Genomic DNA, 18,719 nt, shown 5'->3' on the forward strand with positions numbered 1-18,719 from the left:
CAATTTAAAACCCAATCCCGCATATATCGCAAACAGGTTTTTAATTGAAACCAGAATAACCCACGGAGAGGAACATGAGCGCATTTACCCCCCTGGAACGAGGCTTGTCCAAAACGCTGACGTTATTGTTTTCGGTGACTTGCGCACTGGCCGTTGCCAATGTCTATTTTGCCCAGCCATTACTCGCCTCCATCGCACAAAGCCTCGGCGTGACGTCCGGATCGATCGGCATCGTGGTGACGGCCACTCAGGCTGGATACGCGCTGGGGTTGCTGTTCATCGTGCCGTTGGGCGACAAGGTCGACAGCCGGCGGCTGATCCTCACGCTCGTGACGTTATCGGTGCTGGCGCTGGCGGCCGTCGGTGCCTCCCGGCACTGGCTGGTCCTGTTGGCAGCCATGAGCCTGACGGGCTTGATGGCGGTGGTCGTGCAGGTACTGGTCGCCTACGCCGCGCTGCTGTCTCCACCGGCCCAACGCGGGCAGGCCGTGGGAGCCCTGACCAGCGCGATTGTGCTGGGCATTCTCATGGCTCGGTTCACTTCAGGGCTGATCGCCGACCTGGCGGGCTGGCGTGCGGTTTATTTCGTTTCGTCAGGACTGATGCTGACGATCGCGGCAGTGTTATGGAAAATAGCTCCACCCGCCAAACCGCTACGTAACCAGCATACCTACCCAGCGCTCATTCGATCGCTGTTCGAACTGTTCCTGACTGAACCGGTCCTGCGCAACAGAGGCCTGTTCGCCCTGCTGATCTTCGCGGCTTTTTCCGTGCTGTGGACCGCCATGGTATTGCCCCTCAGTGCCGCGCCGCTGTCGCTTTCACACAGCGCTATCGGCCTGTTCGGCCTGGCCGGCGTTGCCGGGGCGCTCGCCGCCAGGAGGGCCGGTCGTTGGGCTGACCGAGGCTGGGGGCAACGGGTGACCGGCCTTTCCCTGGGCCTGCTGGCGCTATCCTGGCTGCCCATCGCCTTTGCCGAGTCGTCGTTGATCGCGCTGGTCGTGGGGGTGATCCTGCTCGATTTCGCCGTGCAGGCGGTGCATGTGACCAACCAGAGTTTTCTTTTCGCCGCGCGACCCGACGCCCAAAGCCGCATGGTTGGCGCGTACATGTGTTGCTACTCGGTCGGCAGCGCGCTGGGGGCGGCAGCTGCCACTCAGGTGTATGCGCTCTGGGGCTGGCAGGCGGTGAGTTTACTGGGCGCCTCGATCAGCCTCGCGGCGCTGGTTGCATGGTTTTTCTCAGCGCGGAGTTAGCCTTTTCAACCCCTGGCAAAAACTATCGATAACGGCGTTTTCGCCAATATATTGGCGACAGAAACGGCAGTTTTAAAAACATTCGAAAAAGCGACAATATTCCGACAAATGGCACTGACGTGCCATTGCTGAAGGTTCGATGAAGCGCTCATCATCCGCCTCATCGGCCCTGCCTGTTCAACTGAACAGGGGCAGGCGCAGAGGTAGTCAATCGCATCGCCCAGCGGAGCAATACAAGGATGATGACCGTATATTTTGTCGTTATGACGATTTGCAGTGGCTTCGAGGGCTGCGTTGAAGAACGCAGACCGGGGCCGACCTACGCTTCAAGGCAGATCTGCCTGGAGACGACCCGGGAGATGACGCCGCGCAAGGGCGTGAAGTTCAAGTGCCGCAGCGAGCGTTCCAACGTGATTTTCACCGAGGCGCCGCATCCGGAAAGTTACGAGAGTCTCGTCTCGACCAAAGTCCAGGGACAGCCTTGACCTCGAACCTGTTCCCGCGTCAATCGGGTTTTCCCTGGCCCAGCCGTTTGACGCTTGTTTCAGCAGGCGCCCTGCCCCAGCAACCATTCACTGAACGCCCGTACCGCTGGCCGCCGCTCCCGTCCCGGTACGCACACCAGGGTATAGCGCGCGCCCGCCAGGCGAACCTCCGGCCGATAAGGCACTAACTGCCCACGGGCCACAGCCTCTGCAACCAGGACCTGGCTGGCGAGCACCAGACCGTGTCCGACGATTGCTGCCTGCAGCGCGTGTTGCTCTTCGTCATAGCCCCGCACGCGGGCATTATCCAGCCAGACCGAAGTGCCGGCCCGGGCGCACCAGGCCGGCCAATCGACCGCGACCTCGGAACTGCTCAGCCACGGCACGTCGATCAACTCGACGGGAGCCCCCGTTGCGGGCGGCTGCCAGCCGGGGTGGCAGTAGACGGCAAAATATTCATCCAGCAATGGCTGCTCGAACAGTTGCGGATCCGAGGTGAACACAGCGCGAATCGCCAGGTCGATGCTGGCGTCACGCTGCAGGTCGACGACGTCATTGCTGCTGTGCAGTCGGACGCTGATGTCCGGGTGCGCTCGATAAAAATCACCGAGCCGCGGGATCAGCCACAGGCTGGCGAAGGCCGGCGTCGTGCTCACCACCAGTGATTGCGCAACACAAGGCGGCGCCAATGTCTGCAAGCCGTGCTGGATCTCCGCCAAGGCCCGGTGGATATGCGGATAAAGCCGCTCGCCATCGGGGCTCAGGCGTACGCTCTGGCTGGAGCGTTCGAACAACCGCACACCCAGAAACGCTTCGAGGCTCTTGACCTGATGGGAGATCGCCGCGGCGCTGATACTCAGCTCTTGAGCCGCCGCCTTGAAGCTGCCCAGCCGTGCGGCGGACTCGAAGCCGCGCAAGGCGGTCAGGGGTTGTCTGGCAAACATGGCGGCAAGCATTACTCAGGTTGAGCGAGGCTCAATTTAGCTCAATTGTGCGCCGCCGCTCAACTCGCCAGGCTGTGGTCCTGCCCCCCTTCCCAGGAGACCACCGATGCAAGGCGCCCCTCGAAAAATTCTTCAAGCCATCCTCTACGAAGCCGGCGGCGTGCTGTTCGTGGCCCCCGCACTGGCGTTGATCTACCAGCAAGGCATGGGTTATTCGACCCTGCTGTCGTTGCTGATTTCTTTCGTCGCGCTGGCCTGGAACATGCTGTTCAATGGTGTGTTCGAAGCCTGGGAGCGGCGCCAGGACAATCGCCAGCGCAACTGGCGGCGGCGTCTGGGGCATTCGCTAGGATTCGAAGGCGGCCTGACGCTGATCCTCACGCCAGTGATTGCCGCGTGGCTGGATATCAGCCTGTGGCAGGCATTGGCGACAAACCTGGGGCTCTTCGTGTTTTTCTTTTTCTACGCCCTGGTTTTTCAGTGGGGATTCGACCGGGTGTTTGATGTTCCGCTTTCGGCGCAGCCCGACCATGCCTCGACCTGCAAGGCCAACGCCACCTGAACCAGACCGCCTACAGTCGAAAACGCTGCTGCATGGCCTGGCCAAGCAGGTCTACCGCTTCATTGCCGCGTGACGCCTGGGAGCGCATGAACACCACTGCATGGTCGGCGATCACCGGCAGGCCATCGAGAATCCGCATGTGCTCGGTTACGCGGGCACGGTCGATCAGGCTGATCGCCAGGCCGGCTTCGACACAGGCCTTTACGGCCTGGTTGGACGGGCTTTCCAGAACTACGCGCAGCCGGTAACCGCTCTCCCTGAGCGCCTGCATCATGGCTTGCCGATAAGGGCACTGCGCTGCATGCACAGCCAACGCGAGCGGCTGCGCCGGGCTGGCCGTCGCGTGAACCGCGCCGACCCAGACCGGCGTCGTGGTGGTCAGCACTTCGGTTTCCTCCCATGCCTGATCCATCGGCTGAGCGAGCACGGCCGCTTGCAGTTTCCCGCGCTGCACCTGCTCACGCAGGGCATAACTGGGGGCCGTCCTGAGCTCGAGGATCACGTTAGGCCAGGCTGCGGTGAATGTCGGCAGGATGTCGCGGATGACGTGGTCGGCGTACTCGTCCGGCACGCCTAACGTGATGCGACCCGCCAGCCGCGTGCCGTGCAGGTCGGCCAGCACCCGATCGTGGGTGGTGAGCAACTCGGTGGTGGAAAGCAGCAAGCGTTTGCCCAGTGCGGTCAGGGATACCGCCTGATTGTCGCGGTTCAGCAAACGGCCGCCAGCGACCGCTTCCAATCGCTGGATATGCACGCTCACCGCCGCCGGGCTTTTGTGCAGCTGCTCGGCTGCGGCGCTGAATTTGCCGATGCGGGCGACGGCGTGAAAGGTCCGTATCAGCTCGATATCCAAAATGGCGGGCATGATTCATTTTTCCTGAACGACTGCTGCAAGATATTTTGATTTATTAGATTAGGCTGCTTTCGTAGCCTGTGACCATGAACCTGCCCAAATCGATCACTTGCCCTTTGCCGTCCAGCGTTTATTGGCTGATCCCCTTGCCTTTGCTGGAGGCCGCCCTGCTTCTGGCCTGGAGCTCCGGGTTTGTCGGTGCGCGATTCTCCATTGATTACGCGCCGCCACTGCTGGTGGTGTTCTGGCGCTGCCTGGTAGTTACACTGGTGCTGTTTCCTTTTGTCGCCGGGCAGTTGCGGCGAGCCTCGCGAGTCACTTTGTTGAAAAACGCCGGCATCGGCCTGCTCGCGATGGCTGGGTACCTGGCTGGCATCACCCAGGGCATCGCCTTGGGCGTGCCGGCCGGGCTGGCGGCGTTGTTCGCCGATCTGTTGCCGATCGGCCTGGCATTGCTGGGCGCCGGTGCACTGGGCCAGCGCTTGGCGCCGCGAGTCTGGGCCGGATTGATCGTCGGCCTGATCGGCGTTGCGCTTGGCACCCACGGCGCACTGGCTTGGGGCCACGCGCCACTGTGGGCGTACGGGCTGCCATTGCTGGGAATGTTTTCGCTGGCTATCGCGACCCTCTGGCAAAAGCGGCTGCCTGCCTCGCAATCGCTCGGCCTGCTGCCTAACCTCTGGCTGCAATGTGGCGTCTCTGGCCTGGCATTCGCCGTGATCGAGGGCACGCAAGGCAGCCTGGCGCCGATACCGAGTACCGGGTTCGCGCTGAGTGTGTTGTGGACGGCAGGTTTGTCGACAATCGGCGGTTACGGGCTCTATTGGCTGTGTCTGCGCCGGGCGTCCACCACCCGCGTCGCCAGTGTTCTGTACCTGAGCCCACCGATCACGATGCTTTGGGCCTGGGCAATGTTCGACGAACCGCTTTCATGGCAGATGGCACTGGGGATGGCGGTGTCCGCCATCGGGATCTGGCTGGTGGTGCGCGAAGAAACCCGGCAGACGCGGCGGACTGAAAATCGGCAGGAGTCATCGCGAGCGCACTGAGTCAGGCGGATAGATCAATTTGAGCCCGATCACAGTGCTACAGTCGCGCACCAATTACGAGGGACCGCCATGCGAATCGTGGGAATCGCTTTAACCATCGCACTGCTGACAGGGTGCGCGACGGCCAACGAAACCTTTGGCACCGGGCAGCTTTGCGGTATTCATCCTTATTGCGGCGTGTCCGTCGATCTCCAGGTGCTCAAGGCGACGACCGAAGATAACGCGACCATCGCACGCGCACTGGCGCCGTTCGCAGTCATCGATCTGCCCCTCAGCTTCGTCGCCGATACGCTGATCCTGCCAGCCTGCTCGCGAAGGCGGAGTGTCAGGCGATGAAGATGTTGGATGGACTGGCCTCTTCGCGAGCAAGCTCGCTCCCACACGGGAATGGGCCAGGCGTTGGATGTATATGCGCCACAGGACCCATGTGGGAGCGAGCTTGCTCGCGAAGGCGGAGTATCAGGCGATGAAATGTTGGATGGACTGGCCTCTTCGCGAGCAGGCTCGCTCCCACACTGGAACGGGCAAGGCGTTGGATGTGTATGCGCCTCAGGCCCCATGTGGGAGCGAGCCTGCTCGCGAAGGCGGCGTATCAGTCGATGAAAATGTTGGATGGACTGGCCTCTTCGCGAGCAGGCTCGCTCCCACACGGGAATGGGCCAGGCGTTGGATGTATATGCGCCGCAGGATCCATGTGGGAGCGAGCCTGCTCGCGAAGGCGGAGTGTCAGGCGATGAAGATGTTGGATGGACTGGCCTCTTCGCGAGCAGGCTCGCTCCCACACTGGAATGGGCCAGGCGTTGGATTTGTATGCGCCGCTGGACCCATGTGGGAGCGAGCCTGCTCGCGAAGGCGGAGTGTCAGGCGATGAGGATATTGAATGTGCTGGCGAAGGAACAAGCGCCAGCGCTGCACGCTAGGCCTCCAGCACCAAAGGCTCGCTGCCCTGGGCCGGTACGGCGCAGCAGATCAGCACCTCGCCGGGGGCCACGGGCTCGGCCGGATGGGTCAGGTAATGCACCTGACCCTGGGTAATTCGGGTCTTGCAGGTGCCGCAGGATCCACCGCGGCAACTGAACTCCGGATTCAGACCCCGCGCCTCGGCCAATTCCAGCAGCGTCCCGCTTTCCGGTTCCCAGCGGGCCTCCTTGGCCGAACCGGCGAACAGCACCTTTACCGCTTCGGTGGCCGCCGGCACTTGCTCGGCCGCCGGTATGCTGACTTCGATGTCACGCACCAGCGTGGACGGACCGAAGGTTTCGGCGTGAATGCGATCATCGGGAATGCGCAGCTTGCGCAAGCCGTCGTACAGCGCCTGGGTAAAGCTGCCCGGCCCGCACAGGTAGTAATCGTAATCATCGAGGGGCAACAGTTGCTTGAGCAGCGTCACTTCGATTCTGCCGGCCACGTCGTAGCCTTGTCCGACCGTCCCGTCGGTGGGCGGCTGGCTGACCATGCGCAGCACTCGCAACTTGTCACCGGCACGGGCTACCAATTCGTCGATCTCCTCGCGAAAGGCCAGGTCGGCCACGTGGCGAGCGCTTTGCACCAGCCAGACCGGGCGCATCCGGCTGATGCGTTTCCCCTGGTAGACCACTTCGCGCAGCATCGACAACAGCGGTGTGATACCGACGCCCGCCGCCAACAGTACCAAAGGCCGGCGCTCAGTCGGATTCACTGTGAAATGGCCCTGAGGCGCCCGGGCGTCAATCTGGTGGGACGCCTGGATCTGCTCATGCAGGTGCGAAGATACCGCGCCGTCACGCTTGACACTGATGCGCAGAAAATCGTCCGACGGTGCGCTGGATACGCTATAGGTCCGGATCGACGGCACTTGCTGTCCTTCCAGCGTTATCCGTACGGGTAGATGCTGCCCGGCTTCGAACCGGGGTAAACCGACGCCGTCGTTGGTTTGCAGGTAGAAGGATCGAATATCGTGACTTTCGTCCACCACCCGGGTGACCTGCAGCGCCCGCCATTGGCTGCGCAGGGCCTCGGCCTGCAAGCGCTCGGCGGTCTGCTCCCAGCTGCCGGTCATCAATGAACTGGGCGAGTCACCCTCGTCCTGGTCCTTCCAGCGCAACGGCAGCGCCGCCGGACGATGGACAATGCGCTGCGGAGTAAACCGCAACAGCCGCTCGGCGCCCTGGAACGCGGCGATCTGCGGATCGTCCAGCAACACTTGCGCCGAACCGCTCATCTGCAGCAAATCGCCCGTTTGGAAATCAACGAAGACCAGGCCCGCACGCGGGTTCAGCAGGATATTGCCCAGCGTATTGAAGAACAGGTTTCCGGAAAAATCCGGAATGGTCAGTGTGCCGTCCTCGTCCATGCGCACAAAACCTGACTTGCCGCCGCGATGGGACGCATCGACTTGCCGCTCGCCGTCGCGTACCACGTAGGTGGCGATGTAGAACGAATCGGCCGCCGTGACCAACTGCCGGACCAACGGGTCGGCCGCCTCCAGTTGGCGCGATTCGGCGGGCTGCTCATCGACGAAACGGTACTGGCGCAGGTTGATGTAGCGTGGGCAGTTGCCATAGGCCTGGCTCACCGAGATCTCCAGCCCGCGCTCAAGCCGGCGGCGCACGACGCCGTTCATGCGGTTGCGGCGACGGGTATGCAACTCGATGCCGAGCATGCCGATGGCATCGCCCTCGCCCATACCTTGCTCGGCCGGGTCTTCGGGCTCAGGGTCGAAATGGATGTGCAGCGTTTCCGGGTCCGGTGAATTCATGAAGCCGGGCTGCCCGGCGCGCAGGGTCGCCCAGACATCACCCTGGCGATCCACCGCGCCCAGCACCACGAAAGGCAACTGAGCGTAGAACTCGCGGTGCTGATCCGGCATCCAGCTACGCGCCAGTTGCCGCTGGCCGACACCCGCCATCATTTCTACTGCCCCGACGGTGCGCTGCAAGGCCAACTCGCCTTCATGCCAGGGCGAAGGGGCTACTTTCGAGGCTTCGTTCATCGATCACTCCTTGCGCCTGCGGCATTGCTGCCTGGGCCAGTGCGCTACGGTCAGGGTTCGTCCGTCGCCCCCCTTTGACTGGGTGTGTGGGCGGGTGGAGTCATCTTCTGCCCAATGCGCTAGCGCAGGAATACGCACGGATTGAAATCCATTGTTTCATCAGATGAAATGACCGTTGACCCTCGGCATTATTTTCGACGGCCCTTGTCTGCCTGACAGAGCGCCCATAGATTAGAGTCCATGTCCCCGACCTGAGCCATAGCGCAAATGTGCTATGGCTTCGCTTCAGGATCAGCGCATTCAAACGATAAGGTACGTCCCATGAGCCAAGCGTCTTACGTCCCGCCCAAAGTCTGGAAGCACGAAGCCCCCTCGGGCGGCCACTTCGCCAGCATCAACCGCCCTGTCGCCGGGCCGACCCATGAAAAAACCCTGCCGATCGGCGAGCATCCGTTGCAGCTCTATTCGCTGGCAACGCCCAATGGCGTGAAAGTGACCATCCTGCTTGAGGAGCTACTGGCGCTCGGGCACACCGGCGCGGAATACGACGCCTGGCTGATTCGCATCGGCGAAGGCGACCAGTTTTCCAGCGGTTTTGTCGAGGTCAATCCGAATTCCAAGATCCCGGCCCTGCTGGACCGCAGCGTCGAACCTGCGATCCGGGTGTTCGAGTCCGGTTCGATCCTGCTGTACCTGGCGGAAAAATTTTCTGCGCTGCTGCCGAGCGACCCGGCCGGGCGCACCGAAACCTTGAACTGGCTGTTCTGGCAGATGGGCTCGGCGCCTTACCTGGGTGGCGGCTTCGGACATTTCTACGCCTACGCGCCGGAGAAATTGGAATACCCGATCAATCGCTTCACCATGGAAGCCAAGCGCCAACTGGATGTGCTGGATCGTCGCCTGGCTGAAAACCGTTACCTGGCCGGCGACCAGTACACCATCGCCGATATCGCGGTCTGGCCCTGGTATGGCCAGTTGGTGCGGAACAACGTGTACTCGGCAGCCGAGTTCCTCGCGGCCCACGAATACACCCACGTGCAGCGTTGGGCGGAGGAGATCGCCAAGCGTCCCGCCGTGGTGCGCGGACAGCGCGTCAACCGGACCTGGGGCGACGAAACGAGCCAGGTGCCGGAGCGGCATAGCGCGCAAGACCTGGACTGACTGACCCGCGCAACCTCCTGTGGCGAGGGAGCTTGCTCCCGCTCGGCTGCGCAGCAGTCGTCAGCCGGTCGACGCGATATGCCTGAATCATTGCGTTGGCTGGGTTGGGTCTGCTGCGCAGACCAACGGGAGCAAGCTCCCTCGCCACAAGAGCTTCCGCCAGCGCGTTAGCTTCCGGGCCCGATCAGCATGCTCTCGATCTGCACACCGGGCATCATCGTCTGCAACCCCTCTATCAGCCTGTCGCCCGCTTCGGTCAGCGCTTCGAGCGGCATCGCCGGCAGGCTTTCGAGGATGAACCACATCTGCCGCGCCTCCGCGTCCAAGCGGGTCCTGACGCCCTGGCGCCAGTTCCAGCGGCGGCACGTCACGCCCTGGTCGTCGCGCCAGACCACTTCGCCGGCGTCGGGATATTCAAGGGCAGGCGCGCCCTCTTTCATCGTATCGAACGGTTCGCCACCCTCGGCAATCACCAGTCGCGGCGAGCCTGTGTACGCCTCGATATTTTCCCCGCCCACCGGGATCGCATATTCGAGACTGATGGCGTTGTAGAGGTCAACGACCGGATCAAGGCTCGGCAAGCCGCCGTCGCGCAGCACCCGCTTGCGCAACGCTTCGGCTGAACAAGGCGTGCGTTGCGGCTTGGCACCGAACAGTCGGAACGTTTGGGCCCACTGCTGCAAATGGGCCTCCGCCCAGGCCGGCCCGCCCGCCAGCACCGATTGACAGGCCCGCTCCAGCGCCGCTCGGGCGACGTCGGGATCGGTGAGCGGCGCAGCCTGTGCGACGATGCTCAGGGCCCTGAACCCCGGCGCCAGCTCGGCAACGGCTTGGTCGATCAACGGCTGTACCGACAGCATCAGCATTCTCCAGCAATTCAAAATCGGTTTTCATGCTAGTCACCGCCGGCCGCCAAAGTCAATATATCGACTTTTTAGTCAGCAAACTGCGATGAGCCGATTGACGCCGTCCCCGCCAAACGCCGAGAATCCCTGGCACGTTTATTCGCGATCCTTGGTGATGCCCCTGAACAGCCCTCTATCGACCGTCCCTGGCGCGGACGCCCACGCGGTGAGCCTGGCCGTTGCGCGCACGCTCAAGCAGGCACGCAAGGCTCAGAAAATCACGCTTGACGAACTGTCCCGGCGCTCGGGCGTGAGCAAAGGGATGGTAGTGGAAATCGAGAAATGCACGGCCAACCCGAGCATCGGCATCCTGTGCAAGATCGCCGCGGCGCTGGGCCTTTCGGTAGCCGATATCGTCAACGTGGCGGAAGCACCTTCGGCCCATGTCATTGACAGCCAGGATATTCCTACACTCTGGACCGGAGAGTTGGGAGGCAGCGCGCGCCTGCTGGCCGGTACGCCAGGCCCGAACATGATCGAGCTGTGGCGCTGGGAAATGTTTCCCGGCGAAACCTTCGCCTCGGCCGGACACCCTCAAGGCACGCTTGAGCTGTTCCATGTAGAAAAAGGCACACTGAAATGTGTGGTGGGAGAAACGGAACTGGTCGTCCCCGCCGGTAGCTCGGCGGTCGCGAAAACCGATGTGGCGCACACGTATTCCAACGCCGGCAAGTCGAAGCTGATCTTCACCATGTCGGTTGCCGAAATACATCAATAGGCAGGCCGCGGGCCCATCCCCCATGAGGATGGGCCCGCTCGCCATTCAGTCGTAGAACGGCTCGACCAAGGTCCGGCTGCCGACGAAAAAGCTGTCCGCAACCAGGCGCAGCGGTTGCAGGTCCAGGTCACTGGCCTTGTTACCGATCAACTGCTGGAAGTGCCGGTACACCGCCGCGTACTCGCCCTCCTCCGACACCGACTGGCGCACGCCGTCGATGCTTAACAACGCACCACCGTTGTCCAGTCGCAACACGCCTTCGGCGCAGCGAATCTCGATGCTCCAGAGTTCATCATGACCGTGGTCGAAATCGAATTCGGCGCGGATATCGAGATGGCGGGCATCCGACATCCTGATGCTCGCGGCAATTGGTGACTGGCAATTGTCTGGAACGCGCAGCTCGGCCGACTCGACGAACAGCGACAGCGGCAGCAGATGGGTGACGATCGACAGGGCATTGATGCCCGGATCAAAGACCCCGAGGCCGCCCGGTTGCCAGATCCACGCCTGGCCAGGGTGCCATTTGCGCACGTCTTCCTTCCAGTCGATCCGGACGCTTTGCAGCGTGCGGCTGGCGAGCCAGTCCCGGGCAAGCTCGATGCCCGGAGCGTAACGCGAATGCCAGGCGAACAGGCCGCTGACGCCTTGCTCGCTCGCCTGCTCCACCAGCGCCATCGCTTCGCCCAGGGTGGCACAGGGCGGTTTCTCCACCAGCACATGCTTGCCGGCCACCAGCGCCTGCCGGACCAGACCGAATCGCCCTTGTGGCGGCGTGCAAAAGGCAATTGCATCGACGTGCGGGCCGTTTTCCAGCAACTCGCCCAGGGACTGGAAATTCTCCACACCGGCGCAGGGCTTGCCTTGCGTGGCGACCGCTACCAGTTCGAACGCGGGGTTGGCCTGGATGGCGGGAACGTGTTGATCCTGGGCGATCTTGCCGTAGCCCACCAGGCCGAGACGAATCGGTTGCATCGATGACTCCTGACTTTTGTACTTATGATGGGCCAGCAAACTAGACGTAAATCGTCTGGCGGACAATGGGTCGAATCCCCTTGCCTTGCGTTATTGCTGCTCGACCGCCCTCACGACCTTGGAGATTCGCTCGAAAAAGGGGCCGAGTCGCTCTTGCGGCGCATCCTGCTCCACCACCAGCGTGGTCACCTCTTCACAAGAAGCCACTTGATAATGAGCGACGCTGGACAGCTTCTGGTTGGTCACCGCCACCACCACCTGACCGCTGGCCGCGACCACCGCGCGCTTGAACTCGGCGTCGTCCAGGCCAAACGCGGTGACGCCATTGTCCGGGTCGATGGCGCAGGCCCCGACAAAGCACAAGTCGAAATTGAACTGGCGCAATTGCTGGACGGCGGCCAGACCGATCGCCCCGCCCGCGACGCGGTTCATGCGACCGCCGAGCAGGATGACCTCGGCGCGGGGCAGCTTCATCAGTTCCACCGCGATCAGCGGGGAGTTAGTGCTGAGCGTCAATTGCAGCCCCGGGTCGATGGCACGGGCAATGGCCAGGTTGGTCGAGCCGGCATCCAGGAATACATGCTGGCCTGCGCTAAGCAGCGCGGCTGCCGCCTGGCCAAGATTATCCTTGCGCGCTGGATCCTGGTGGATCCGCACATCGATCGGCGCTTCGGCGGCCGGCAAGCGAATCGCGCCGCCATAGACGCGCTTGCACAAGCCCGCCGCCGCCAATGTGCCCAGGTCTCGGCGTATCGAATGTTCAGAGACGTTGAACTCAATGGCCAGATCAGCCGCGATGACCCGGCCATACAGGGCAAGCCGCTCGCTGATCAAGCGTTGGCGTTCGCCGGGAAATACTTCGTGGGTAGCACTCATGACAGCTGAACCTGCATAAACGAGCATGAATATACACAACCGAGCACAATATGCCGCGTCTCCCTCGGGTCGTCAAACCCTCGACGTTGCCCAAGGGCAAGGCTGCCTTTCGTCACTCTCTGCCGCCAGGTCGCTGAACAGTCTTTTCTTCATGCAGGTCAACACAAGGTCGGTAGCGTCAATTGGTCAACGAGCGACTCCTCGGGTCGCCGAGGATGGAACTATGAACAGAATCATTATCGCGGTCCTGCTGGGCGCTGCGCTCTTATCAGGCGTCAACGGGGCCCAGGCGGCGGAAACGAAGAAGGTCGACGTGCTGCTGGTAGGCGGCGGCATCATGAGTTCGACGCTGGGCATCTGGCTCAACGAGCTTGAGCCTGGCTGGTCGATGGAGATGGTCGAACGCCTGGATGCGGTGGCCGAAGAAAGCTCCAACGGCTGGAATAACGCCGGCACCGGGCATTCGGCACTGGCGGAGCTCAATTACACGCCGATGGATGACCAGGGCAACGTGAACATTTCCAAGGCCATCGAGATCAACGAAGCCTTCCAGATCACTCGCCAGTTTCTGGCCTGGCAGGTGCGCAACAACGTGTTGAAGAATCCGCCATCATTCATCAACTCCACCCCGCACATGAGTTTTGTCTGGGGTGACGACAACATCAAATTCCTTAGAAAACGCTACGAGGCACTGCAAGCGAGCCCGTTATTCCGGCCAATGCAGTATTCAGAGGACCCGGAGCAGATCAGGAAGTGGGTACCCTTGATGATGGAGGGCCGCGATCCGAACCAGAAGCTCGCGGCCACCTGGACGCCGATCGGCACCGATGTGAATTTTGGCGAAATCACCCGCCAGTACGTCAGCTACTTGCAGAGCAGGCCCAACTTCAGCCTGAAGCTTTCCAGCGAGGTGCGCGACATCACCCGCAACGACGACGGTACCTGGCGCGTGGAATACAAGAACCTCAAGGACGGCGAAACGACCACAACCGATGCCAGGTTCGTATTCATTGGCGCCGGCGGCGGTGCACTGCATCTGCTACAGGAATCGGGTATCCCGGAGGCAGACGACTACGCCGGGTTCCCGGTCGGCGGCTCGTTCCTGGTCGCCGAGAACCCTGGCATTGCCGAGCGACACATGGCCAAGGCGTACGGCATCGCTTCCACTGGCGCGCCACCGATGTCGGTGCCGCACCTGGACACCCGCGTACTGGATGGCAAGCGCGTCATCCTCTTTGGTCCGTTTGCGACCTTCTCCACCAAATTCCTCAAGGAAGGCTCGTACTTCGACCTTTTCACCAGCATGACCCCGCACAATATCTGGCCGATGACCAAAGTAGGCATCGAACAATACCCGCTGGTTGAATACCTGGCCGGCCAACTGATGCTTTCCGATGATGATCGGTTCAAGGCCTTGCAGGAATATTTTCCCCAGGCCAGGAAGGAAGACTGGCGCCTCTGGCAAGCCGGCCAGCGCGTGCAGGTCATCAAGCGCGATGAAGAAAAAGGTGGCGTGCTCAAGCTGGGCACCGAAGTAGTCGCCTCCCAGGACGGCAGCATTGCCGGCCTGCTGGGCGCGTCCCCTGGTGCCTCGACGGCAGCGCCGATCATGCTGGAAGTGATGCAGCGGGTCTTCAAGGACAAGGTGGCCTCGCCGGCCTGGCAGGAAAAACTGCACCAGATCGTTCCCAGCTATGGGACACGGCTAAACGATGATCCTGATCGTGTCTATGAGGAATGGAAATACACCAGCGATGTGCTAAAACTGGCGCCGCCGCCGGATATTCGTGGCAACGCCGAATCAAAGGCCCCGACCAACAGCGATCCGGTGGGCCAGAAAAACAGCGATTCCGACCCGGACCTGGCGTTGTGAATCCTCCGACTGATGAGGACGAGCGTTGTGGTTTTCTGGTGGAGCCTACGCCACCAGAAGCCACCGGGCAGCATCATTGGTATTCGCTTTTAATCCAGCCCCGGTAGTTCTGAACGTCCGATGAGCGACTTTTTCATCGAGCTACAAACGGATAATGCTCGATACGGCAAGGATAGTCGTTGCCGTCGCCCTTGCAGATTCCATCCAGATAGCGGTACTTGATCCGGATCGCCTGGCCTTTCCCGGGCCATTTGCGGCGTGGCAGCGTGGCCTGGTAGTCGGCGGTTTCCGGAATGAAGCTGATCACCGCGCCCTCTTCCGGGCATTCCACACTGGGCGAGGCCGGGCGCGCCTTCAGGACTTGGGCCTGGAGCTTCGGCGTGGGCCGTTTCACCACTTCAGTGACGTGCAGCTGGATATCGCAGATCTGCCACGTCGCGGCCTGCGCCGGTGCGCAAAAGGCTGCAAGCGCCAGGGCGAATGGCGCGGAGTACGCTGGGAGCATGGTCATTTCAGTCCTTTTTTCTGCGGCGGATTTGCGTCCGCCATCCTCTCACACCAAGGTATGTGAGGTCCCCGGACAAAAAAAGCCCCGCGACCGAAGACGGTGCGGGGCAAGGGATTTGGTTGGTTGCGGCCAACCAAAGGAGCACGGAGAAAAGCGTTTACGGGCCGGTCAGATGCATTCCTGTGCGGCGCGCTCGAAACTCGAAGGCAGGAGATTGGACGCCAGCAGGTGGCGCTCGTAGACAAACACCTTGCCACCACTGCCGGCCTTGTAGGCTTCCAGCACGTTGTCCGCCGAAATCTTGCTCGGCACGACGATGCGGTAGCTGCGCTGGCTCTGCGAGACCATCGGGTGCAAAGCGCTGCCTTGCAACTTCGGCACGACGCACTCAGCGTATTCGGCCGGGGTCTTGCTGGTCTGCAAGGTCAGGGTCGGATCGTTCGGTGCCGAGGCACATCCCGCCAATAACAGCGGGGAAAACGCCAGGGACAGTAGAAATAAAGGGCGCATGGATCGGTCCTGAAAATAAAAACGTTGGGCTGCGTCTCGATGGCGCTGATTTTCCAATGATTGCCCGCAAAGCAGAACTTGCATTTGGTAATGGTCACTATTACTCATAGCAATAGTTGCAAGCCGGATGATGATGAGGAACGGATGAGAACGTTTGACTTGATTCGTGACGCGGTACTGCCCGACTTTCGTGAGCGGGTGGCTGAGTACCTGGTCCAGTACGAAAGCGTGCTGTTGAGCAATGCCGACATCGCCCCCCAGCTCAAGCGCGACACGGCCAATCAACTGCGCGGTTATCTGCGGGGGTTGAACACTACCCGGGTGTTGGGCATGGCGGACTGGGAGGAACTGGATCGGCGGGTGATGAGTACCTGGCTATCCGACTGATTGGCGAAATCCCCGAGGCGTACAGCCGAATTCGCGACGAAACACCGTGTGCAGGTACTGCGCCGACTTGAAGCCGCAATCGCGGGCGATATCGGCAATCGCCAGCTCGGTGTTCTCCAACCCGCTGGCCGCCGCCGCCAGCTTGAAGCGCAGAATCTCGTCGTGAACGCTGCAACCACGCTCCTTGCGAAAATGCGACTCCAGGGATGAACGCGACACGCCGACATACGCCGCCACTTGCGCGGTCTTGATGCCCTGGCAGGCGTATTGGCGAATGAACAACAAAGCCTGCATGACGTAAGGATTGCCCAGTGGCTGGTGCAGGCTCGACGCTTGCACGTTGATCGCCTCGGGCGGGATCAACACCTGGGTGCCGGTGGCAGGCATGCCGTGCAGCATCTGGTGAAGCAGGCGCGCGGCGGTCCGGCCCATGGTTTCGGTGCCCTGCACCACCGAACTGAGCGGCACCCGGGTCAGGCTGCGGGTCAGCGGGTCGTTGTCGATGCCGATCAACGCGACTTGCTCCGGCACGGCGATCCCGGCTGTCAGGCAAGCTTGCAACAACTGCCGGGCCCGCGCGTCGCTGACCGCGATGATGCCGATGGGTTTGGGCAGGCTCTGCAGCCAGGCGATCTGCTGCTCGACCGCGCTGTCCCAAAGCGGCGCGCTGGTGCCCATGCCCCGGTACACCTGCGCCGGCAGGCCATCGCGCTGCATCAACTGGCGGAAGGCCTTTTCCCGTTCCTGGGCCCAGCGATTGGCCTGGGCTTCAGGCAGGCTGAAACAGGCGAATTGCGTCAGCCCGGCTTCGATCAGATGCGCGTAGGCCAACTTGATCAGCGCGTGATTATCCGTAGCGACATATGGAATGCCCTTCGGATAGGCGCGCTCGTCCTGATACGAGCCCCCCACCGCCACCACGGGCAGCTTGATCCCGGCCAGCGCCTCGCCGATCAGCGGGTCATCGAAGTCGGCGATGATTCCATCGCCCTGCCAGCGCTCGATCCCTTTCAACCGGCAGTGAAAATCTTCCTCGAGAAACAGGTCCCAGGACGCGCGCGTGCTGCTCAGGTAGTTGCCGATGCCGCTGATGATGCCGCGGTCGTAGATCTTGCTGCCGTTGAACAGCAGGGCGATGCGGTGAACGGGCGGGACGATTTTCATTGTTTTTATCCTGGGCCGATGGACACAGACTAGGCGCGCGAACGGCGAATCTCAATACTCAAAATCGAACTGCCGATTGGTGATTTTCATAATCAGCAGCCTGCGGGCCGGCGGTAGTATCGGGACACCGCCAAGAATAAAAAGGAAACCCGCCCATGTCGTACTTTCCCGATGTCGAGCCGATTCGTTATGAAGGCCCCGGCAGCGACTCGCCGCTCGCCTTCCGCCATTACGACGCCAACAAGCTGGTGCTCGGCAAACCCATGCGCGAGCACCTGCGCATGGCCGTCTGCTACTGGCATACGTTTGTCTGGCCAGGGTCCGATGTGTTCGGCGCCGGGACCTTCAAGCGCCCGTGGCAGCACGCCGGGGACCCGCTGGAACTGGCGATCGGCAAGGCCGAGGCCGCGTTCGAGTTCTTCTCCAAGCTGGGCATCGACTACTACTGCTTCCACGACACCGACGTCGCGCCGGAAGGACAATCGCTGAAGGAATACCGCAACAACTTCGCGCAGATGGTCGATCACCTTGAGCGCCATCAGGAACAAAGCGGAATCAAGCTGTTGTGGGGCACCGCCAATTGCTTCAGCAACCCGCGTTTTGCCGCCGGCGCCGCCAGCAACCCGGACCCACAGGTCTTCGCCTGCGCCGCCGCCCAGGTGTTCAGCGCCATGAACGCCACTCAGCGTTTGAAGGGCTCCAACTACGTATTGTGGGGCGGCCGTGAAGGCTATGAAACCCTGCTCAATACCGACCTTGCGCGCGAACGCGAACAGTTGGGCCGCTTCATGCGCATGGTGGTCGAGCACAAGCACAAGATCGGCTTCAAGGGCGACCTGCTGATCGAGCCCAAGCCCCAGGAGCCGACCAAGCACCAATACGATTACGACAGCGCCACCGTGTTCGGCTTCCTGCAACAGTTCGGCCTGGAGAACGAAATCAAGGTCAACATCGAGGCCAACCACGCGACCCTGGCCGGGCACAGTTTCCATCATGAAATCGCCACGGCGGTCTCCCTGGGAATCTTCGGCAGCATCGATGCCAACCGTGGCGATCCGCAGAATGGCTGGGACACCGACCAATTTCCCAACAGCGTCGAGGAAATGACCCTCGCCACCTACGAAATCCTCAAGGCCGGGGGCTTCGGCAACGGCGGATTCAACTTCGACTCCAAGGTCCGCCGCCAGAGCGTCGACGACGTCGATCTGTTCCACGGTCATGTTGCCGCCATGGACGTGCTCGCCCTGTCCCTGGAGCGCGCGGCGGCCATGGTGCAGAACGATCAACTGCAGAAATTCAAGGACCAGCGCTACGCGGGCTGGCAGCAGCCGTTCGGCAAAGCGGTTCTGGCGGGGGACTTCAGTCTCGAATCACTGGCCGAGCATGCATTCACCAACGAGCTGAATCCGCAGGCCGTCAGCGGTCGGCAGGAGATGCTCGAAAACGTCGTCAACCGGTTTATCTACCCCTGACCGCAGGCAACCTTCACGGGCGCAGGGAGGTTGTTACATTCTCGCGACAAATC

At 61.8% G+C, this 18,719-nt stretch carries 19 protein-coding genes; 10 read left to right on the plus strand and 9 right to left on the minus strand.

The window, feature by feature from the left end; all coding sequences use genetic code 11:
• The first annotated feature begins 74 nt into the window (after positions 1-74).
• Both J3P89_RS13765 and J3P89_RS13770 read left to right on the plus strand, forming a co-directional pair.
• Positions 75-1,256: an MFS transporter gene (locus J3P89_RS13765; RefSeq protein WP_434697895.1), complete on the plus strand. Its 1,182-nt coding sequence runs from the start codon at positions 75-77 to the stop codon at positions 1,254-1,256.
• Positions 1,257-1,495: 239 nt separating this feature from the next.
• A complete protein-coding gene (locus tag J3P89_RS13770; protein ID WP_434651910.1) occupies positions 1,496-1,741 on the plus strand; it encodes a hypothetical protein in 246 nt (81 codons plus the stop codon).
• Between the two features lie 59 nt (positions 1,742-1,800).
• On the opposite strand, the gene J3P89_RS13775 is transcribed toward J3P89_RS13770, so the two are convergent.
• Positions 1,801-2,685, minus strand: a complete 885-nt coding sequence (locus J3P89_RS13775) for a LysR substrate-binding domain-containing protein (protein WP_434697896.1) — start codon at positions 2,683-2,685, stop codon at positions 1,801-1,803.
• Between the two features lie 106 nt (positions 2,686-2,791).
• Between J3P89_RS13775 and J3P89_RS13780 the strand changes: the two genes are divergently transcribed.
• Positions 2,792-3,247, plus strand: coding sequence for a PACE efflux transporter (locus J3P89_RS13780; protein ID WP_434697897.1), 456 nt, complete (start codon positions 2,792-2,794; stop codon positions 3,245-3,247).
• 10 nt (positions 3,248-3,257) lie between these two features.
• Here J3P89_RS13780 and J3P89_RS13785 read toward each other — a convergent pair whose 3' ends face one another.
• A complete protein-coding gene (locus tag J3P89_RS13785; RefSeq protein ID WP_434697898.1) occupies positions 3,258-4,112 on the minus strand; it encodes a LysR family transcriptional regulator in 855 nt (284 codons plus the stop codon).
• 74 nt (positions 4,113-4,186) lie between these two features.
• Here J3P89_RS13785 and J3P89_RS13790 point away from each other — a divergent pair, with 74 nt between their 5' ends.
• Positions 4,187-5,149: a DMT family transporter gene (locus tag J3P89_RS13790; protein WP_434697899.1), complete on the plus strand. Its 963-nt coding sequence runs from the start codon at positions 4,187-4,189 to the stop codon at positions 5,147-5,149.
• Positions 5,150-5,218: 69 nt separating this feature from the next.
• Complete coding sequence (locus J3P89_RS13795) at positions 5,219-5,485, plus strand: YceK/YidQ family lipoprotein (RefSeq protein ID WP_434697900.1); 267 nt, start codon at positions 5,219-5,221, stop codon at positions 5,483-5,485.
• 580 nt (positions 5,486-6,065) lie between these two features.
• Here J3P89_RS13795 and J3P89_RS13800 read toward each other — a convergent pair.
• Positions 6,066-8,120 carry a 2Fe-2S iron-sulfur cluster-binding protein gene (locus J3P89_RS13800; protein ID WP_434697901.1) on the minus strand — a complete coding sequence of 685 codons (2,055 nt, stop codon included), beginning with the start codon at positions 8,118-8,120 and terminating at the stop codon, positions 6,066-6,068.
• 321 nt (positions 8,121-8,441) lie between these two features.
• On the opposite strand from J3P89_RS13800, the gene yghU reads away from it, so the two are divergent.
• Positions 8,442-9,281 (plus strand): glutathione-dependent disulfide-bond oxidoreductase, encoded by an 840-nt coding sequence (gene yghU, locus J3P89_RS13805; RefSeq protein ID WP_434697902.1) that lies wholly within the window; start codon positions 8,442-8,444, stop codon positions 9,279-9,281.
• 167 nt (positions 9,282-9,448) lie between these two features.
• Here the strand turns inward: yghU and J3P89_RS13810 are convergent, their stop codons facing one another.
• Positions 9,449-10,141 carry a B3/B4 domain-containing protein gene (locus J3P89_RS13810; RefSeq protein ID WP_434697903.1) on the minus strand — a complete coding sequence of 231 codons (693 nt, stop codon included), beginning with the start codon at positions 10,139-10,141 and terminating at the stop codon, positions 9,449-9,451.
• Positions 10,142-10,301: 160 nt separating this feature from the next.
• Here J3P89_RS13810 and J3P89_RS13815 point away from each other — a divergent pair, with 160 nt between their 5' ends.
• The gene (locus J3P89_RS13815; protein WP_434604657.1) at positions 10,302-10,904 is read left to right on the plus strand and encodes an XRE family transcriptional regulator; all 603 of its coding nucleotides are present in this window, start codon (positions 10,302-10,304) and stop codon (positions 10,902-10,904) included.
• Between the two features lie 45 nt (positions 10,905-10,949).
• Here J3P89_RS13815 and J3P89_RS13820 read toward each other — a convergent pair whose 3' ends face one another.
• Both J3P89_RS13820 and J3P89_RS13825 read right to left on the minus strand, forming a co-directional pair.
• The gene (locus J3P89_RS13820; RefSeq protein WP_434697904.1) at positions 10,950-11,876 is read right to left on the minus strand and encodes a Gfo/Idh/MocA family protein; all 927 of its coding nucleotides are present in this window, start codon (positions 11,874-11,876) and stop codon (positions 10,950-10,952) included.
• Between the two features lie 90 nt (positions 11,877-11,966).
• Positions 11,967-12,752 carry a DeoR/GlpR family DNA-binding transcription regulator gene (locus J3P89_RS13825; protein WP_434568671.1) on the minus strand — a complete coding sequence of 262 codons (786 nt, stop codon included), beginning with the start codon at positions 12,750-12,752 and terminating at the stop codon, positions 11,967-11,969.
• Between the two features lie 223 nt (positions 12,753-12,975).
• Between J3P89_RS13825 and mqo the strand changes: the two genes are divergently transcribed.
• Positions 12,976-14,625, plus strand: coding sequence for a malate dehydrogenase (quinone) (gene mqo, locus J3P89_RS13830; RefSeq protein ID WP_434697905.1), 1,650 nt, complete (start codon positions 12,976-12,978; stop codon positions 14,623-14,625).
• Between the two features lie 133 nt (positions 14,626-14,758).
• On the opposite strand, the gene J3P89_RS13835 is transcribed toward mqo, so the two are convergent.
• Positions 14,759-15,136 (minus strand): hypothetical protein, encoded by a 378-nt coding sequence (locus J3P89_RS13835; protein WP_434624043.1) that lies wholly within the window; start codon positions 15,134-15,136, stop codon positions 14,759-14,761.
• 165 nt (positions 15,137-15,301) lie between these two features.
• Positions 15,302-15,643: a hypothetical protein gene (locus J3P89_RS13840; RefSeq protein ID WP_434604648.1), complete on the minus strand. Its 342-nt coding sequence runs from the start codon at positions 15,641-15,643 to the stop codon at positions 15,302-15,304.
• Between the two features lie 144 nt (positions 15,644-15,787).
• Between J3P89_RS13840 and J3P89_RS13845 the strand changes: the two genes are divergently transcribed.
• Positions 15,788-16,030: a hypothetical protein gene (locus J3P89_RS13845; RefSeq protein WP_434651935.1), complete on the plus strand. Its 243-nt coding sequence runs from the start codon at positions 15,788-15,790 to the stop codon at positions 16,028-16,030.
• Here the strand turns inward: J3P89_RS13845 and J3P89_RS13850 are convergent.
• Positions 16,019-17,194: a XylR family transcriptional regulator gene (locus J3P89_RS13850; protein WP_434651937.1), complete on the minus strand. Its 1,176-nt coding sequence runs from the start codon at positions 17,192-17,194 to the stop codon at positions 16,019-16,021. The two genes, J3P89_RS13845 and J3P89_RS13850, sit on opposite strands and share 12 nt — an antisense overlap.
• A 155-nt stretch (positions 17,195-17,349) precedes the next feature.
• On the opposite strand from J3P89_RS13850, the gene xylA reads away from it, so the two are divergent.
• Entirely contained in the window at positions 17,350-18,666 is a 1,317-nt protein-coding gene (gene xylA, locus J3P89_RS13855) for a xylose isomerase (RefSeq protein WP_434568678.1), read from the plus strand.
• Positions 18,667-18,719: the final 53 nt, after the last annotated feature.

Source organism: Pseudomonas sp. Z1-14, assembly GCF_051132005.1.
Lineage (GTDB): Bacteria > Pseudomonadota > Gammaproteobacteria > Pseudomonadales > Pseudomonadaceae > Aquipseudomonas.

Excerpts from the sequence above, each read along its gene's own strand:
- J3P89_RS13765 (WP_434697895.1), top strand. The coding sequence starts at position 75 with ATGAGCGCATTTACCCCCCTGGAACGAGGCTTGTCCAAAACGCTGACG.
- J3P89_RS13770 (WP_434651910.1), top strand. The coding sequence starts at position 1,496 with ATGATGACCGTATATTTTGTCGTTATGACGATTTGCAGTGGCTTCGAG.
- J3P89_RS13775 (WP_434697896.1), bottom strand. The coding sequence starts at position 2,685 with ATGTTTGCCAGACAACCCCTGACCGCCTTGCGCGGCTTCGAGTCCGCC.
- J3P89_RS13780 (WP_434697897.1), top strand. The coding sequence starts at position 2,792 with ATGCAAGGCGCCCCTCGAAAAATTCTTCAAGCCATCCTCTACGAAGCC.
- J3P89_RS13785 (WP_434697898.1), bottom strand. The coding sequence starts at position 4,112 with ATGCCCGCCATTTTGGATATCGAGCTGATACGGACCTTTCACGCCGTC.
- J3P89_RS13790 (WP_434697899.1), top strand. The coding sequence starts at position 4,187 with ATGAACCTGCCCAAATCGATCACTTGCCCTTTGCCGTCCAGCGTTTAT.
- J3P89_RS13795 (WP_434697900.1), top strand. The coding sequence starts at position 5,219 with ATGCGAATCGTGGGAATCGCTTTAACCATCGCACTGCTGACAGGGTGC.
- J3P89_RS13800 (WP_434697901.1), bottom strand. The coding sequence starts at position 8,120 with ATGAACGAAGCCTCGAAAGTAGCCCCTTCGCCCTGGCATGAAGGCGAG.
- yghU (WP_434697902.1), top strand. The coding sequence starts at position 8,442 with ATGAGCCAAGCGTCTTACGTCCCGCCCAAAGTCTGGAAGCACGAAGCC.
- J3P89_RS13810 (WP_434697903.1), bottom strand. The coding sequence starts at position 10,141 with ATGCTGTCGGTACAGCCGTTGATCGACCAAGCCGTTGCCGAGCTGGCG.
- J3P89_RS13815 (WP_434604657.1), top strand. The coding sequence starts at position 10,302 with ATGCCCCTGAACAGCCCTCTATCGACCGTCCCTGGCGCGGACGCCCAC.
- J3P89_RS13820 (WP_434697904.1), bottom strand. The coding sequence starts at position 11,876 with ATGCAACCGATTCGTCTCGGCCTGGTGGGCTACGGCAAGATCGCCCAG.
- J3P89_RS13825 (WP_434568671.1), bottom strand. The coding sequence starts at position 12,752 with ATGAGTGCTACCCACGAAGTATTTCCCGGCGAACGCCAACGCTTGATC.
- mqo (WP_434697905.1), top strand. The coding sequence starts at position 12,976 with ATGAACAGAATCATTATCGCGGTCCTGCTGGGCGCTGCGCTCTTATCA.
- J3P89_RS13835 (WP_434624043.1), bottom strand. The coding sequence starts at position 15,136 with ATGACCATGCTCCCAGCGTACTCCGCGCCATTCGCCCTGGCGCTTGCA.
- J3P89_RS13840 (WP_434604648.1), bottom strand. The coding sequence starts at position 15,643 with ATGCGCCCTTTATTTCTACTGTCCCTGGCGTTTTCCCCGCTGTTATTG.
- J3P89_RS13845 (WP_434651935.1), top strand. The coding sequence starts at position 15,788 with ATGAGAACGTTTGACTTGATTCGTGACGCGGTACTGCCCGACTTTCGT.
- J3P89_RS13850 (WP_434651937.1), bottom strand. The coding sequence starts at position 17,194 with ATGAAAATCGTCCCGCCCGTTCACCGCATCGCCCTGCTGTTCAACGGC.
- xylA (WP_434568678.1), top strand. The coding sequence starts at position 17,350 with ATGTCGTACTTTCCCGATGTCGAGCCGATTCGTTATGAAGGCCCCGGC.